Genomic DNA, 17018 nt, shown 5'->3' with positions numbered 1-17018 from the left:
TTTGCTGACTGCTTCTTTCGCTTCGTCTATCGCTCCTTGATCGGTACTTCCCTTCAATGTGTCAAACTTATTATTCGTGAATAGGTCTTCCACTTTGTTCTTCGCATCGTTCAGTTCTTTTTCGGCTTGTTCATTCTTGTCCAATAAATCTTGGGCGTTATTCACAAGCTCTTCCAGGCGCTCTTTTTCCGGTCCGGCTGGCAATTTGATGACTGCTTCTTTCGCTTCGTCTATCGCTCCTTGATCGGTACTTCCCTTCAATGTGTCAAACTTATCATTCGTGAATAGGTCTTCCACTTTGTTCTTCGCATCGTTCAAGTCCTTTTCAGCTTGTTCGTTCTTATCCAATAAATCTTGCGCGTTATTCACAAGCTCTTCCAGGCGCTCTTTTTCCGGTCCGGCTGGCAATTTGATGACTGCTTCTTTCGCTTCGTCTATCGCTCCTTGATTGGTACTTCCCTTCAATGTGTCGAACTTATCATTCGTGAACAGGTCTTCCACTTTGTTCTTCGCATCGTTCAAGTCTTTTTCGGCTTGTTCGTTTTTCTCCAATAAATCTTTGGCTTTGTTCACTAAATCTTGTAATCGATTTTTTTCCGGACCGTCTGGTAATTTGCTGACTGCATTTTGGGCTTCGTCAACTGCGGCTTGTTTCGTCGAACTTGTTAATGTGTCGAACTTGTTATCCGTGAACAAACCTTCTACTTTGCCTTTCGCTTGACCTTCAACATCCGTCCCTAGCTCGATTTTAATTGTTTTACCTAAATCAATATCGAAGACGGGGTATAGGTTTTGTGAAGCTACAGTACTACCTGCGATGGCTGTGTCATTACGATAACTAGCTTTCCAAGTGAAATCCTTACCGTCCGTACTCACATAACTGTTAGATGTATTCGCCAATAACTTGACCATGCCTGTATCAATACTCATCGTCAGCGAGGTAGACGTATTATCAATCGCTTGACCTTTAAGAGTTGATAGTACGACGCTATCCGGCTTCTTAAAATTCATTGTTGCTTTGTCCACCACTTGGATAGCATCACCATTTTCAGTACTGACATTGAGCTTTGCATTTTCATTGATCTCTGTTTCTCCATAAGCTAAAATCATTGGGGCTGAATCTTTACCCGTTCTGTTCATCACAGCTTCTGCCCCTGGTTCGACAATAAATGATTTCAATATTCCCTTGCCTGTAACTCCCTTTACTCCATCAAAGTTCACCTTTGCGTTTTTTCCAATGGTGAAATCTCCCTTACCCTCTGTTGCATATAAGATTCCATTCCCGCTTATGCCTGTTTTGATTTCCACATTAGCATCAGGTGCAATCTTGAATTGAGGAGTTTTGGAAATCGACCAAATGACAGCATTTCCATTATTATGAAAAATTTGTGTATCACCTTCAAATTCCACACTGCCAACTTCCGCCATCTCTTGGGCGGATGATGACCCTGGCATTGCCGTATTGGTGATACTAATGGTATTATCCCCTCTAAAAATCGCTTTCCCGTAACGGTTCCAGATCATTTGTGGTCCGAAATACGTTACATTTTCGAACACTTGCTCTACGTTTTTTGATGCATCGTTTATGGTAATGAATCCATAATAATTCTTCCCTCTAATAGTAAGGTCCTTTACAGTGACCTTTTGCAATATATTACCATTTCCATAATAGAGCCCTCCTGATGATCCATTTGATCCCGTTTCCGAAACTGTTTTGTAATTCCCATCAATCAATATGTTGGTTTTTTTCGCTTGAATGTTAATCGGACCGCTTATATCAATGTCTTGTCCGAGCTTGATTGTCGTAATTCCATTATCACCCTCTAAAGCAGCCTTCATTTCTGCAAAATTATTTACCAATGCTTCATTGGATGCCCTTGCTGTTGCCGCTTTACTCAGTGATTGGTTTTCAGCTTTTTGTGCACCCTCTGATTGATTTTTCACCTCAGGCTCCTGTGCATTCGCAACACCCTTTTCTGGCGTGGAAGATTCCTCCGCAAATCCTACAGTTGGCATGAATAGAGAGCTTGCCAATAAAAATGATGTGGTCATGACGTTAATAGGTTTCAATACTTTATTTTTTTTCATATGAATTTAACCTCCTAAAATAGTACTTCTGGTAGATAACAAATTTATAATACTATTTTTCGACAAGCACATCGTTCCAATAATGATCAATCAAAATTCATTTTTGAAACAATATTTATTGCATAACTTTTCACTTATTCTGTTTTTAATAGATAAAAGTGAAGGATAATGATCGAAAAATGAAAATATCAATCATCCAAAAAGAAAAAAAGCACAGCTACCTAGATCAACTGTGCGCACATATCCATTCTTTCTCGGCTCTTTTCCATCACTAACATTTGTATGTTAAGATTGTTTTTTCTGGGGTATCAATTATGGGGAAACGGAGAAAATCGAGTTGTAAAGCTCTTGAAGGAGCTTGCATTATTCATATTCTTTAATCGTTTGAGCATTTTCTCCCTCTACTTCATATGAGTCATCATTTCCTATGGACACTCTTAAGGAAGGAAAGAGCTGTAATGATAATGAGGGTAATTTTCAACGCATTAATTTCTTGTTTATTCAATAGTAGGTACATTAAAAATAGGACTAAAAAGGCTTGGATGAAATAAATCCGATTTTTTAATAGGAAGGTCCACGCCGTGGATATCCATAAGGAAAAAAAGGTAAATGGCTTAGACATAATCTTACTCCTTAAATTTGATGACAACTATACATACAAGCAAATGCTGCTATTTCAGTAAAGGCAAAGCCTTCGTAACGAAACTTACGTAGATCCACAAAACTCCATTCAGAAGAAAACGTAAACTGCCTGCCCCCACTAATGAAGGAACAGGCAGTTTACGTGAAGATTAGGCTTTTCTTTTAACAATGGGGTTAGGGGAAGTGTTTCCGCACTTCTATTTCATTTTAATATATTTTGCCAAACCCATTGTTCCAAAAATGAAACGCGACGACTTACTTTTTAAATTCCGCTTATTTTTCATCGCCACTTTTCGTGCGGAAATCGACGTATCATGTAATCTTAACTAAAAAAAGATCGCAGAGACAAATCCCTACAATCCGAGAGGAAGCCCGGAATGGTCTTCCCATTAAATCTTCATGCGAATTTCTTCTGTTCTTCGTCCTTAAAGAAGCTCTTCATCGCGTGGAATACATCCGCCTTTTGCTTTAATATGAAATACCGGAATTTTTCATTATCAATATTTTTATAGGCTGTCATCAAGGTAGAATGGCGATTGTATTGATTGACTTCTCCATACCCGAACATATTGGAAAGCTTCATGAGCTCCTCCACGAGCTTGACGCATCTGACGTTATCTGATGTAAGATTGTCACCATCGGAAAAGTGAAACGGATAGATATTGAATTTCGCAGGGTCGTATTTATGATCAATAAGTTCTAAAGCTTTTCGATATACAGACGAACAAATCGTACCGCCGCTTTCCCCTTTTGAAAAGAAATCCTCTTCCGGAACGACTTTCGCTTCCGTATGATGCGCGATGAATTCGATCTCAACCGTTTCATATTTCGTTCTCAGGAACCGGTTCATCCAGAAGAAAAAGCTGCGTGCCATATACTTTTCCCATAGCCCCATGCTTCCGGACGTATCCATCATTGCCAACACAACAGCTTTGGAATCCGGCTTCTCGATTTCATTCCACGTCTTGAACTTAAAATCTTCCTTATAAATGGGATGAAAGCCTGGGGTGCCGGTTAACGCATTCCGTTTAAAAGCGGATATCATCGTTTTCTTCTTATCAATATTCCCCATCAAACCTGTCTTGCGGATGTCGTTGAATTCGATTTGTTCAAGCGTATGCTCCGCATGCTCTTTTTTCTGGAGATTAGGGAGTTCGAGCTGGCTGAACAGCGCTTCCTCCAGTTCCATCATCGAAACTTCTGCTTCATAATAATCCTCGCCTGCCTTGTCACCTGCACCTTGCCCTTTTCCTGGTCCGGCATCGGATGGAGAGCCATCCCTTGCGACCACATCTCCTACCTTACTATCTCCATCCCCTTGGCCTACATGTTTGTTCTTATCATAATTGTAACGGATTTTGTATTCATCCAAGGAGCGAATGGGTATCTTGATGACGTCCCTGCCATTTGACATGACGATGCTTTCTTCGGAAATTAAATCAGGTAAATTATTCTTAATCGCTTCCTGCACCTTTTCCTGATGACGTTGTTGATCATCATAGCCTTTACGATGGAGGGACCAGTTTTCCTGTGAGATAACATATTGTTGATTATTCTCTTCCGACATTCTCTTCCCCCCTTAAAAATGTTTGCACGCTTTTCATCATTCCTTCATATACTAAATTAGTGTGAGAAAACCTAGAGCATCCCGGTTTTCCTTTACAAAAAATAACAGTTCGCAAAAACATACTAAAAGAAATGTATTACTCTATCATATGCAGGGATACGGGATAATTTACAACAAAATTCAATAATGGATGTTTGCCTACGGACTGGACAAGTCATGTTCTGCTTTATTAGGGGACTTCGGGGAGAATATCATCGATGAGGATATAATGAGGAAAACGGAAGCAACTGTACATATTAACATTGAGCTCAATGAGACAGCCAAAAAGGCTCAACAGCAAAAGGATGCTCCATTAACATCCTGGACCACCCTTCTTCATACAGGGAAAATCATTTTCACAGTGCATTGCGTCAATCTTTGTCTACCTCGACTTCATGCTGGACCGTTCCTGGACGTTTATCCCATTCTTTCAATTCTTCATTGGTCCTTTGATTTTCCATCTGCTTTCCAAGTTCCTTCATTTCTTCAAAATCCTTTGCCATTGAGCTGTTTTCCGGAACATGCTCTTTTTTCAGTTCTTTTTTACTCATTTGACATCACCTCTACTTTATTGATACCCAATATTTCCAAAATCAAAACGTGACATATCTAACATGAAGATAGGGTATAGATAAGAACAGATGAGCAAATCCAAGGAGGTGCATGGTATATGCAAACAACTACACTATATGTAAAAGAAGCGACATCCGAAGGCCCAATTTTGAATCTGGAGTCGATCCTTTTGAAAACGGAAGGTGTGGAGCGTGCGATCATCGATGTCGATGATGGTGAAATTAAAGTCGATCATAGTGAAGACACATTGTCATCAGATCAACTTGTCACAGTCATCGAACAATACGGCTTACATGTAACCAAATGATGATTTCCGTTGAAGGCTTTTAAAAATACCGGCTTGACCAACATCGGCACCGGTATTTTTCAAAAGCAATTTTTTTGTAAAACTATATCAACCCCTACCCCACTAGGGGCAGGGGTCAGATTGATTACCGATTTAACAGGCTGCCAACATAGCGCAGTAGATCATTGGCTGAAGTGGAATTATAACCATGTTCATCGATCAGTCTCGTGATGACTTCGTTCACCTTCTTCAGTTGCCTCTCATCCGGGGTCTTCGTCGATGTCGTTATTTTAACGACATCCTTCAGATCCGCGAATAGCTTTTTCTGAATCGCTTCTCTTAAGCGATCATGTGAATTATAATCGAATCGTTTTCCTTTACGTGCATATGCGGAAATACGGATCAATATTTCTTCACGGAATGCTTTCTTGGCATTTTCGGAGATACCGATTTGTTCTTCGATGGAGCGCATCAATTTTTCATCCGGGTTAATTTCTTCCCCAGTCAATGGATCGCGCAGCCGCGATTTATTGCAGTATGCTTCAACATTATCCAGGTAGTTATCCATGAGGATTTTAGCCGACTCTTCATAGGAATAGACAAATGCTTTTTGCACTTCATTTTTGGCGATGGCATCATATTCTTTTCGGGCGAGTGAAATGAAATTCAAATAACGCTCCCGAAGTTCATTAGAAATGGACGGATGCTGATCAAGTCCTGCTTTCAGTGACATAAGTACATCCAAGGCATTGATGGACGGATTTTCCTTCCGGATGATCGTTGATGAAATCCGGTTGATTACGTAACGAGGATCGATTCCGCTCATGCCCTCGTCCTGATATTCCTTTTTCAGCTCATTGATGTCTGCCGAATTAAAGCCCTCCACATTCTCCCCATCATACAGCCTCATTTTTTTCACTAAATCGATGTCGCCCTTTTTCGGATCCTTCAGGCGGGTCATGATGCTGAAAATTGCAGCCACCCTTAGTGTATGAGGCGCTATATGAACATTGGAAACATCACTTTCATGAATCATTTTTTCATAAATCTTTTCTTCCTCGGAAACCTTCAGATTATATGGAATCGGCATGACGATGATCCTTGAGTGCAGGGCTTCATTTTTCTTGTTGGAAATGAACGCTTTATACTCCGTTTCATTCGTATGGGCCACGATGAGCTCATCCGCACTGATCAAGGCAAATCGCCCAGCCTTGAAATTCCCTTCCTGGGTCAATGAAAGCAAATGCCATAGAAACTTCTCATCACATTTCAGCATCTCCTGAAACTCCATCATACCTCTATTCGCTTTGTTTAGCTCGCCGTCAAAACGATATGCCCGCGGATCAGATTCAGATCCATATTCGGCAATCGTTGAAAAGTCGATCGATCCCGTCAAGTCGGCAATATCCTGTGATTTTGGATCAGATGGACTGAATGTCCCAATCCCAACACGCTTATCTTCCGAAAGGAAAATTCGTTCGACCATCACATCTTCAATCCGGTTTGCATACTCCGTTTCCAGCCTCATGACATTCAGCGGTGAAAGGTTTCCTTCAACCCTGATGCCATATTCCTCATAAAAATCATTGCGTAAATATTGCGGAATGAGATGCAGCGGATCTTCATGCATCGGGCACCCTTTTATTGCGTATATCGCACCGGTTTCTTTTAATGAATAATTCTCAAGCCCGCGCTTCAGTAAAGATACGAGCGTGGACTTCCCTCCTGATACCGGACCCATGAGCAGCAAGATCCGCTTACGGACATCCAGCCGCTTTGCTGCCGGATGGAAATATTCCTCGATGAGCCTTTCCAGTGAATCTTCGAGACCAAACAACTGACCGCTGAAGAAATTGTATTTCTTTGTTCCATTTACTTCCTCTATCCCTGCATCTCTGATCATGTTGTAAACACGTGAATGAGCAGATTGAGCAACTAATGGTGTTTCTTTCAATATGTCTAAGTACTCTGCGAAGGTGCCTTCCCACTTGAGCTTCTGTTCATCTTCTCTAAATTTTTCAATTTTCTTTAATATATCCATTTAAGGAACCTCCCCCTGTCACTTTCAGAGAATACTTAAATCTATGCTCCAAGTCTGACAAACATGTCAGACTTTAAAAAGTCAGCAGACATTGTTTCCATTTTACCTTCGCTTTTTAAGAAAAGGATAAGGCTTAATCCTTGAAGAATGACAGACAAATCCGCCGACAAGAAAAATTGTGTGCACTCCTGCTAAAAATTAGGTTATACTAATCGTATACTTAAGTGGGACAATTTGGGTAAAGGAGGTAATGGCATGGGCACAGTTATTATCGTTGCAGTAGCTCTTACATTTTTGACAGCCATTTTCACTGCTGGGTATGACGATAAACCAGGTGTGAAATAAAGAATGACCATATTCCCAGTAAAAGGGCCTGATCATCGATGATCAGGCCCTTTTATTTATGAACATATGAAAAAATCCCTTTAAGAAAATCAAGGGATTTTATGCAACAATCATTTTTTCAACAATAAATACATGAAATAAGGAGCACCGATCAGGGCGACCATGATCCCTGCAGGAATCCCCTCAGGTTCGACTATATTACGGCCTACCGTGTCGGCAAGCAGCAGTAGCCAGCCGCCAATCAATACAGCAATCGGAATGAATAATTGATTCCGAGGACCGACCAATGATTTGGCTATATGCGGTGCCATAAGTCCAATGAACGCTATTCCGCCCGTAACGGAAACCGAGGCGGCAGCAAGTGCAACTGCCGTTATGAGCAGGACGATCCGTTCCTTTTCAATCGATACTCCCACTCCAATAGCGACCGGTTCACTTAAACCAAGCAGGTTCAAACGATTCGCTTTATATAAAGTGAACGGAATGAGGATGACAAGCCAGGGAAGCAGTGCCCAGATGAACGGCCAATCCGCTCCCCAAATATTCCCGGCCAGCCACTTGGCAATGAAATCGACCTTGTCCCGTTCCGCTGACGAAATGAGGACGATCATCAAGCCAGATAGCGCCATCGAGAAACCGACGCCAATCAATACAAGCCGGACCGGTTCAAGGCCAACCCTTCTCCTAAATGAAAGAGCATAGATTATACAGGCTGTCAGCATCGCACCGATGAAACCGACAATCGGAACCATATAAACAAATGAACCTGCATCTATCGGGAAAAATAGAAAGAATAAGGCAATGGCGACTCCTGCCCCTGAGTTAATCCCGATAATTCCTGGATCGGCCAGGTCATTACGGGTGATTCCCTGCAGTATCGCCCCTGAAAGTGCGAGGGCCATTCCCGCCAAGAGGGTGATGATGATTCTAGGCAAACGGACGGAAAATAATATGAATTCCTCTTTGAACGTCCCTTGTCCGAAAAGCGTCGGAATCAGCCGCCCAACTGAAATATTCGAATATCCCAAGCACGTACTGATAATGATGGTCATGATGATGAGTGCAGTTAAGCCTGCGATTAGCCAACGCTGTTTTTTGATCAAAGCTGAAGAGATCATGAAAATGCTTTCCCTCCTTTACGTACGATTAGGAGGAAGAAAGGTAACCCTATCAACGCAACTATCGCTACCACTGGTGTTTCATACGGAGAATTAATTGTACGGCCGATCGTATCGGCCAATAGCATGAAGGCCGCTCCTAAAACCGCGGACATTGGCAGGATGAATCGGTAATCCGTACCTACGATGGCCCGCACCATATGGGGGATCATTAACCCGATGAATACCATATTTCCGACTAATGCAACGGCTGCACCTGCAAGCAGAATGACGACGATGAAGAGAACCACTTTGATTTGCGTCGTCTTTTGACCTAACCCCACCGCTACTTCTTCACTGAGGCTAAGGATGGTGAGCTGTCTGGAAAAAATGAAGGAGACCAAGATGCCTATTATGATAAATGGAACGATTACCTGAAGCTGACCCCACGATGTTCCGATATTACCGCCGGCAGTCCACATCGATACATCTTTGGAGATCTTGAAATAAATGCCGACTCCTTCCGATACAGCGAATAGGAAGGCAGAGACCGCAGCACCAGCCAACACGATCCTTAATGGAGAAAAACCGCCTTTCTTCATCGCAGCAATGCCAAAAACCATGAGCGTCCCGACAGCTGCACCAATAAAGCATGCACCCATTATGCCAAAGTTATTGGCTGCTGGAACGAATGCCAATGTAATGGCCAGGGCAGCATTGGCCCCTGCCGTCAATCCAAGCAATCCTGGATCGGCTAGCGGATTTCTCGTAATTCCCTGCATGATGGCACCTGAAACGGCAAGGGCGGCACCGACGAAGAGTGCCCCCACCTCACGAGGAAGACGGATTTCCCGAATGATGGAAATTTTCTCGCCGCTTGCATTCGATGTCAAGGCTTGCCATACATCCTTGATGGAGGCATCGGCGGCACCAAATACCATCGATATGATGAACATGCCGATGAACGCGACAATCGCTATGATCAGTTTATATGTAAATGGGATGAAACGTTGATTTTCATTAGTCATCTGTCTCTCTCATCTCTTTTTTTATAGAATAAAAGGAGAGGGAATCAGACTCCCTCTCCCTCGCTGTATCATTTTCCAAGAAAACTTTTTGAAAAGAAGTCTAATTGGTAATCTAATGTTATTGGATCATTGAAGTAGAATTTTTTCGCATCAGCTTCAAATAGTTGATTATTCTTAACCGCAGGTATGTTTTTGAACGTATCCGTTTGCTGGAATGAATTGTCTTGATCTTTGTTCGTGCTCAAAATGACATAATCGCCGGCATAGTCTTTCAGGACTTCCAATGATAAAGCAAAATATCCATCTTTCAATGCCGTTTCTTTTACCTTTTCCGGCATGCCCAATTTCATTTCCTGATACAGGATTTCCGTTCCACGGCCCCAATTATCGCCGTATACATAGAACTGCTTGTCAAACTTTTCAAATACGGAAACGGTAGCATCTTCACCAATTTTGGCCTTGATTTCGTCACCAGTATTTTTTGCCCGTTTTTTGAAATCATCGACCCATGCTTGAGCTTCCTTTTCTTTATTCAAAAGCTTACCAATTTCCACCTGCTGTGTTAAATAGTCCACTTTTCCGTATGTATATGTTACGGTCGGGGCAATTTCCTTTAATTTATCGACATTTTTAATGGTCGATAACCCGATGATTAAATCCGGATTCAAATCAATGATTTTCTCAAGGTTTTCGTCCGTGACTTCCTCGACGCCATCAAGCTTGAAATTCGGGTTCATCTTGGACCACGAATCAACGCCGACAAGGTTAACACCCAAAGCCTGTACGTTACCTGCAAAAGATGATAACACGACTACACGCTTAGGATTCGCAGGCACCTCGATTGGGCCATTTTCAGATTGATACGTGATGGTTCCCGATTTTTCCTTTTTCGAATCCGAGCTTTTTCCTTTTTCCGTTGACTCATTATTTCCACAAGCACTAATAATTAGCACTAACAGCAGTATAAACGGGATCAGTATCTTTTTCATTTGTTGTTGAATCTCCTTTTAATAAATTGTATGTGCTGCACATTGGTTTGTTTGTCCGTTGATCTCGTCCAATTACCGCATCAATATGGAATACGTCCCTAAGCACTTCATGTGTGATGACTTCTTCACAATCTCCAGCCTTCACGACTTCCCCGTCCTTTAAGGCAATGATATAGTCGGCAAAGCGGGCAGCCTGATTTAAATCATGTAAGACCATGACAATCGTACGTCCCTGTTCTACATTCAATCGTTGCAGGAGCTCCAAAACCTCTAATTGATGTGCCATGTCCAAATAAGTGGTTGGCTCATCAAGGAAGATGATTTCCGTTTCCTGTGCCAATGCCATCGCAATCCAAACACGCTGGCGCTGCCCCCCCGAGAGAGCATCCACGGGACGGAACTTGAATTCTTTCGTGCCCGTCACTTCAAGTGCCCAATCAATCACATCATAATCTTTTTGGGTCAGTCTGCCGAATCCTTTTTGATAAGGGAAACGACCGTATGAGACGAGCTCGCCGACTGTCAATCCGCTTGCACTTTCTGGTGTTTGCGGAAGTATGGCCATCTTTCTTGCGAGGATCTTCGTGCTTTCTTTGGAGATATTCACCCCATCTAAAACTACCGTACCTGCTTGATTGGGGATGATCCTGGTGATCGCTTTCAAGAGTGTGGATTTTCCACATCCATTTGAACCGATGATCGTCGTGATTTTTTTATCTGGAATTTCCACACTGAGATCTTTTACAATTAAACGTTCACCATACCCAATGTTTAATTCTTCTGTATATAGGCGAACCATTATTTCAACCTCCGATTATTGAAAAATAGGTAAGTAAAAACGCTAGTGAAAATGATTATCATTATCCATTACTTAATTACTATAATTCTATCTAAATATATTGTCAATAGCATTTCATGGGTATTTAAGAAGAAACTTTAAGCGGATGAATAAACTGAACTTTTTTTATCATTTAACCCACAAAAACAGAAAGATCCAGGAAAAATCCGGGATCTTTCTGTTCGAATCACGCAGTTCCAGATAAAGGATTACAAACTCTTATAGAAGGAAAAAAACACAACTGGGCCTTATCGATCACTTAATGTTTTTTGAATCCTTGCTTCTCCACGTAATCTTTCATATATAAGCGGCTTTTCTTTTCGAGCATACCGGCCATTTGCCCTGTCCAGGTATCTTTCCGTTTGCCATTGGTCCTATGCTCGTAATAATCGGAGATCGTTCCGTTGTAATCTTCAAGCTGCTTGATGAACTCCGGCTTCTTCATTTGATAGCCATTTTCATGATAAACATTGGATTGCGGTAATCGCGGCTTTTTATCTGATCTTTTCAAAGGATAGCCGGCAACAAGCGCAAATAAAGGAATGACCCGATGCGGTATATCCAAGATCCTGGATACCTCTTGAAGATTATTACGGATGCCGCCGATATAGCATATGCCTAGATCCATCGATTCAGCTGCCAATGCTGCATTTTGAGCTGCCAGGGCAGCATCAATACATGCAACCATGAATTTTTCGGTACTTTCAAGTGCTTCGGCCACGTCCGTGCCTTCCATCTCGGAAACGATGTCCTGACGATATAAATCGGCGCAAAAGACGAAAAGATATCCATTCTTCTCAACATAAGATTGAGGTCCGGCAAGTTCAGCAAGCTTGGCCTTCTTTTCCGGATCGGTTACACCGATGATGGAATACGCTTGAATGTAACTGGAGGTCGAGGCAGCCTGGGCACACTCCACGATCGCATGAATTTGCTCCGCCGACAATGGCCTGTCCTCAAAAGAACGAATGGAACGGTGATCCAGGATTTTCTCAATCATATTATTCAATGCTCCCACCCCTTATAAATAGGTAAAGCCAACATCCACCTGTGAAGAAGAAAAATCCCACGATGATGGATGCGGCGTTGACATTCAGCCTTTTGGTTTCAAATCCAATTGACGGTAATCTTGCTGCCTCAGTGCTTCATATACCAAAATGGCCGCTGTGTTAGATAAATTCAAGGAACGGATATGATCGGTCATTGGAATCCGCAGGCACCGATCCATATTCTCCTGAATCAACTCTTTCGGAAGCCCTGTCGTTTCCCGGCCAAAAATGAAGTAAATTTCACTGTCCAGGTCACTGTAATCAAAGCTTGAGTGCGGCTGTTCCCCGAATTTTGTCAAGTAATAATATTCTCCGCCGGCATTCTTTTCGAAAAACTCTTCCAATGAATCATAATAATGAATTTTAACATTCTCCCAATAATCCAATCCTGCCCGTTTAAGCTGTTTGTCATCGGTCGAAAAACCGAGCGGACGAATAAGATGTAGGGACGTGTCCGTCCCTGCACATGTTCTTGCGATGTTGCCTGTATTTGCTGGAATCTGCGGTTGATATAAAACTACATGTATGGCCACTTCATTTTCACCTCTAGTTTAAACTTCACCTAATTATAGCATTAATTAAAAAAGACTAGAAATCATCCTCCATCCAAAATGACAAAGAATTTGTAAACGATGTTCGGTGTATATCTGGTCGAATCCTCATACGTCCAATACCTATGGCGGCTGTTCATCGTATGTGCGTTCACAAGCGGCATCCCATCCTCATCCTTCGCCGTCACGATCAGGTTATGATCGAACCTTCCGTCCCCTTCGAAATCGATGCAAAGAATATCACCTAAATTCAATTCCCGTGCCGACTGCACTTGCTTCGTCTTGATGTTATTGCCCGCTTTTAGCAGATGATATAGAGAATGTGCCGTTGTCCATGTGTAACTCCAGCTTTTCCCTCTGATCCACCAGCCCTTATTTTTGTTCGGTGCCCCCCACATCGGGATGCCTCCCGCATGTAAACACTGTGAAATGAAATTCGTACAATCATCCGTGAATTTGTAATACGCGGGATTAAATTCATTCCACCACCGCTCTGCATATTGAACTGCCTTCATGCGCTCATACTTATAGGCAAGACGCTCGGCCCCTGCATCCCATATTGGCGGTTCGTCTTCTGTTTCATATTCAGGAACCAGTTCACGTTCATCGATCAGGTAGCCATTTCGAAACCTGGCCTCCCTTTCCTCCATTTCTTCTTCTATATAAAATGAATCCTCCTGTTTCAATAAGTACTGCAGGTGCACTTGGTAACCAAGGACTGTATCATTGTCTTCCTTTTTCTTCGAATGGATCTTGCCTGCAGCATTCACCCTGACTATTTCCGCCTCACGGCTCCTCATCAATTCCTTTTTAAGGTGGGATTTCCGTTCACTCCGTTCCTGATTATCGGAAGTATAAAACTCAATCCTTTCCTGTAAAAGGCGTTGCAATTGTTTCCTCAAGTTCATGCCCTCCTTCATACCTGCTATGCTAATGTGTATGTATGAAGGCATGGACAAAAACACAACTTCGTCAGCACTCAAGACAAAAAAGCCGCCCCGTAATGGAGCGGCTTCATCATATATATCATTGCGTTTCCAAGGTAAACTGCAGTCCCTTCTCGATTTCTTGGAGAACTTCCGCATCTTGTTCCTTCAATCTCGCTTCTTCCAGCACGGAAACAGCTTCCTCGCGGCCTATCTTGCCCACTGCCCAAGCTGCCGTGCCGCGGATGACCGGACGCGGATCTTCCTTCATGACTTTGATCAATACGGGCAATGCCGTTACATCTTTGAAGTGTGCCAATGCTAAGATCGCATTTCGTTGAATGGGTTTTTTGCCGCGCCAAGATCCGGATACATGTCCATACGTCTCTTTGAAATCGCGATTTGAAATGGTAAGCAGCGGTTTCAACAGCGGCTTGGCCAGTTCAGGGTCAGGCTCCATCTCTTCATGTAAATGAAAATCGATTCCCTTGTTTTTTGGACAGACAGTCTGGCATGTGTCGCATCCATACAAACGATTGCCTATTTTCGTCCTGAATTCGTCCGGCAGGAATCCTTTTGTTTGGGTTAGAAAGGCAATGCAGCGCTTGGCATTCAATTGTCCGCCCTGAACGAGCGCACCTGTCGGGCACACATCCACACATTTGTTGCATGTCCCGCATTGATCTTCCATTGGCTGATCAGGCTCAAAGGGCAGATTGGTAATCAAGTCTCCCAAATAAACATAAGACCCGAATTCCGGTGTAATGATCATGCTGTTTTTTGCGCTCCAGCCAACCCCTGCGCGCTCCGCCACGGCCCGATCGGATAGCTCACCCGTATCAACCATCGATTTCGAGACTGCCCCTGGCGCTTTATCGGTAATGAAATCCTCAAGTAACTGCAATTTTTTGCGCAATACAGCATGATAATCCGTCCCCCACGAAGCCCGGCAAAAAATCCCCCGCCGTTCACCTTTTATACTTTGCGGGGCATTCTTCAGTTTCGAAGGATATGCCAGTGCAATCGAAATGATGGATTGCGGCTTATCGAATATCAATTCAGGCCTGACCCTTTTTTCGATATCCGGTTCCTCAAACCCGGATTGATAACCAAGCTCTTGTTGCCGAATGAGCCTGCTCCTCAGCTCGGTAAAGGTCGTAGCCGAGGCGAAACCGATCTTATCTATGCCGATCTCCTTACTATATCGAATCACTTCTTGCTTGAAAGTATTCATATCCATGTTATCACCTACGTTCATTCAGTATTCCCTTCGAAGCGTGTATCCATATCAAACCATTGTAATCTATGATAAACTAATTGCAATCATTTTTGGAGGTGAAACGCTTGGAAATTAACATATTCGCGGATCTAGGAAGCAAAGTTCCTGGATTCAAAGTCGGGATCATTACATATGAAAACATCGAAGTTGGCCCCTCCCCGCAAATGGTGAAGGGGAGGCTGCAATTATTTCAGGAGTCCCTTTTCTTCGACCTTGAAGAAAGGGAATTGAGCGATTTTTCAGGCATTAAAGAGTGGCGTGCCATATTCAAGGCGGCGGGAACAAACCCATCACGTTACCGCCCTTCCGTCGAAGCCCTTTATCGCCGCATAAAAAAACAGAATTACTTGGCTCCCATCCATTCAGCTATCGATTTAAACAATTTTTTTTCACTTTTATATGAAGTTCCGATCGGTATCTATGATGCGGATAAATTAGAAGGGAAAATCTCAATCAAGATTGGCGAGAGTGACGATGGCTATGTCGGCTTGAACGGCCGCGTGAATTCAATGGAAAATATGATCACTTCAGCCGATCATGATGGTCCCTTCGGCAGTCCATACGTCGATTCAGAGCGAACGAAAGTCACGGAGGAAACGAAAAGAGCCATCCAAATCATTTATTTGCAACCTAAAACACCAATCGAGGAAGCCCGGCAGCTGACGAAATCCTTGATGGATATGTTCCTTGAGATACATGGCGGTGAAGGCACGTACTCAATTATAGAAGCATAGCCAACATTCATCGAACATAACCCCCCGCCAACACTGGAAGGGGGTTATTCACAATTCAATGCATATGCACCGGGTTGCGGACATAAAAAAATCCCACTGTAAACAGTAGAATTCTTATGGTAATATTTAAACGCAAAGCTTCGTTCTCCAGGTAACGAAACCCTACGTTATGAGTATGTATTATTGGAGCGGGTGAAGGGAATCGAACCCTCATCATCAGCTTGGAAGGCTGAGGTTTTACCACTAAACTACACCCGCAAGTGTTTGTAGAACTTTGTCGAATCACTAACAAAACCAATTATATACTGTAAACCGAATAAATGCAATAGTACTTTTAAAATTTATTAAATTGAATGATAGGAAGCGAGACAATATTCTTTCAATCTGTTAAAAGATGATGAAAAGTCCCCTGAATCAGTGAACTTTTTCAACCATCCCCCTTAAACTTAAGACCAAATCACTTCCATTAGCTGCGGGTACACCTGCTGCGCCGTTTCCAGTAGCATGATCAACTTCCTGAACGCGAGATCGGGGATGAACGCATCCTCAATCGAGTATGAATAACGAATGGAGATGGTCCCGTTTTCCTCATACAGTTTTGAGTACCTGAAGTTCGCATTGAACTCATTCAACAGTGTATGTACATCCTGCTTCTTGTCGGGATCCTTCAACTCGGCGACATTAAAGCAAAATAAGTCGGCCACATTTTCATCTTGGTTGAATGCAAATACCAACAGGACCTTCCAGCCGTCCTTCAGCTTTTGCTCCGCTCTAAAAAAGGTCGCGCCATCTTCATTCAGTTCATTCATATAGATTTTCTCACTAGTTAAAAAATCACGGAATTTAGCAACGTTTGACATGGTTCATCACCTTTCTGTATGTATCTACATTTTATACTGAAAATGGGCATTTTTACAGTCTTTTCTAATCATCTCTTTCTAAAGAT

15 protein-coding genes and 1 tRNA gene are annotated in these 17018 nt (G+C 42.6%); 2 read left to right on the top strand and 14 right to left on the bottom strand.

Translation table 11 applies throughout. The annotated features are described in order from the left end of the window. From QNI08_RS16710 to QNI08_RS16700, 3 genes are all read right to left on the bottom strand, one after another. Positions 1–2088, bottom strand: a 2088-nt coding sequence (locus QNI08_RS16710; protein ID WP_285768521.1) for a toxin Cry1Ac domain D-VI-related protein, incomplete at its 3' end; no start/stop codon positions are given. A gap of 1039 nt (positions 2089–3127) precedes the next feature. Next, positions 3128–4297: a sporulation protein YhbH gene (gene yhbH, locus QNI08_RS16705; RefSeq protein WP_285768520.1), complete on the bottom strand. Its 1170-nt coding sequence runs from the start codon at positions 4295–4297 to the stop codon at positions 3128–3130. Between the two features lie 410 nt (positions 4298–4707). Then, on the bottom strand, positions 4708–4887 hold the full coding sequence (locus QNI08_RS16700; RefSeq protein WP_285768519.1) for a hypothetical protein: 180 nt from the start codon (positions 4885–4887) through the stop codon (positions 4708–4710). A gap of 119 nt (positions 4888–5006) precedes the next feature. On the opposite strand from QNI08_RS16700, the gene QNI08_RS16695 reads away from it, so the two are divergent. After that, positions 5007–5216, top strand: a complete 210-nt coding sequence (locus QNI08_RS16695) for a hypothetical protein (protein ID WP_285768518.1) — start codon at positions 5007–5009, stop codon at positions 5214–5216. 124 nt (positions 5217–5340) lie between these two features. On the opposite strand, the gene QNI08_RS16690 is transcribed toward QNI08_RS16695, so the two are convergent. The 9 genes from QNI08_RS16690 to queG all read right to left on the bottom strand — a co-directional run bounded on the left by QNI08_RS16690 (position 5341) and on the right by queG (position 15299). After that, positions 5341–7236, bottom strand: a complete 1896-nt coding sequence (locus tag QNI08_RS16690) for a PrkA family serine protein kinase (RefSeq protein ID WP_285768517.1) — start codon at positions 7234–7236, stop codon at positions 5341–5343. Between the two features lie 455 nt (positions 7237–7691). Beyond that, positions 7692–8699 (bottom strand): FecCD family ABC transporter permease, encoded by a 1008-nt coding sequence (locus QNI08_RS16685; RefSeq protein ID WP_285768516.1) that lies wholly within the window; start codon positions 8697–8699, stop codon positions 7692–7694. Further along, a complete protein-coding gene (locus QNI08_RS16680; protein ID WP_285768515.1) occupies positions 8696–9706 on the bottom strand; it encodes a FecCD family ABC transporter permease in 1011 nt (336 codons plus the stop codon). The genes QNI08_RS16685 and QNI08_RS16680 overlap by 4 nt, the downstream gene beginning before the upstream one ends. A gap of 68 nt (positions 9707–9774) precedes the next feature. Beyond that, entirely contained in the window at positions 9775–10695 is a 921-nt protein-coding gene (locus QNI08_RS16675) for an iron-hydroxamate ABC transporter substrate-binding protein (protein ID WP_285768514.1), read from the bottom strand. Then, on the bottom strand, positions 10646–11494 hold the full coding sequence (locus QNI08_RS16670; protein ID WP_285768513.1) for an ABC transporter ATP-binding protein: 849 nt from the start codon (positions 11492–11494) through the stop codon (positions 10646–10648). The genes QNI08_RS16675 and QNI08_RS16670 overlap by 50 nt, the downstream gene beginning before the upstream one ends. A gap of 298 nt (positions 11495–11792) precedes the next feature. Further along, positions 11793–12542: an oxygen-insensitive NADPH nitroreductase gene (gene nfsA, locus QNI08_RS16665; RefSeq protein WP_285768512.1), complete on the bottom strand. Its 750-nt coding sequence runs from the start codon at positions 12540–12542 to the stop codon at positions 11793–11795. 84 nt (positions 12543–12626) lie between these two features. Continuing rightward, positions 12627–13115: a tRNA (uridine(34)/cytosine(34)/5-carboxymethylaminomethyluridine(34)-2'-O)-methyltransferase TrmL gene (trmL, locus tag QNI08_RS16660; RefSeq protein ID WP_285768511.1), complete on the bottom strand. Its 489-nt coding sequence runs from the start codon at positions 13113–13115 to the stop codon at positions 12627–12629. Between the two features lie 62 nt (positions 13116–13177). Next, a complete protein-coding gene (locus QNI08_RS16655; protein ID WP_285768510.1) occupies positions 13178–14035 on the bottom strand; it encodes an amidase domain-containing protein in 858 nt (285 codons plus the stop codon). 124 nt (positions 14036–14159) lie between these two features. Then, positions 14160–15299 (bottom strand): tRNA epoxyqueuosine(34) reductase QueG, encoded by a 1140-nt coding sequence (gene queG / locus QNI08_RS16650; RefSeq protein ID WP_285768536.1) that lies wholly within the window; start codon positions 15297–15299, stop codon positions 14160–14162. A gap of 104 nt (positions 15300–15403) precedes the next feature. On the opposite strand from queG, the gene QNI08_RS16645 reads away from it, so the two are divergent. Further along, positions 15404–16072: a B3/B4 domain-containing protein gene (locus QNI08_RS16645; protein WP_285768509.1), complete on the top strand. Its 669-nt coding sequence runs from the start codon at positions 15404–15406 to the stop codon at positions 16070–16072. Positions 16073–16256: 184 nt separating this feature from the next. Here QNI08_RS16645 and QNI08_RS16640 read toward each other — a convergent pair. Then, a tRNA-Gly gene (locus QNI08_RS16640) sits at positions 16257–16330 on the bottom strand. A 188-nt stretch (positions 16331–16518) separates the two neighbouring features. After that, the gene (locus QNI08_RS16635; RefSeq protein ID WP_285768508.1) at positions 16519–16932 is read right to left on the bottom strand and encodes a YbjN domain-containing protein; all 414 of its coding nucleotides are present in this window, start codon (positions 16930–16932) and stop codon (positions 16519–16521) included. Positions 16933–17018: the final 86 nt, after the last annotated feature.

This window comes from Peribacillus folii, assembly GCF_030271255.1.
Taxonomy (GTDB): domain Bacteria; phylum Bacillota; class Bacilli; order Bacillales; family DSM-1321; genus Peribacillus.
The sequence above is the reverse complement of the archived record's forward strand: the minus strand, read 5'-3'. Positions and strand labels throughout refer to the sequence as shown.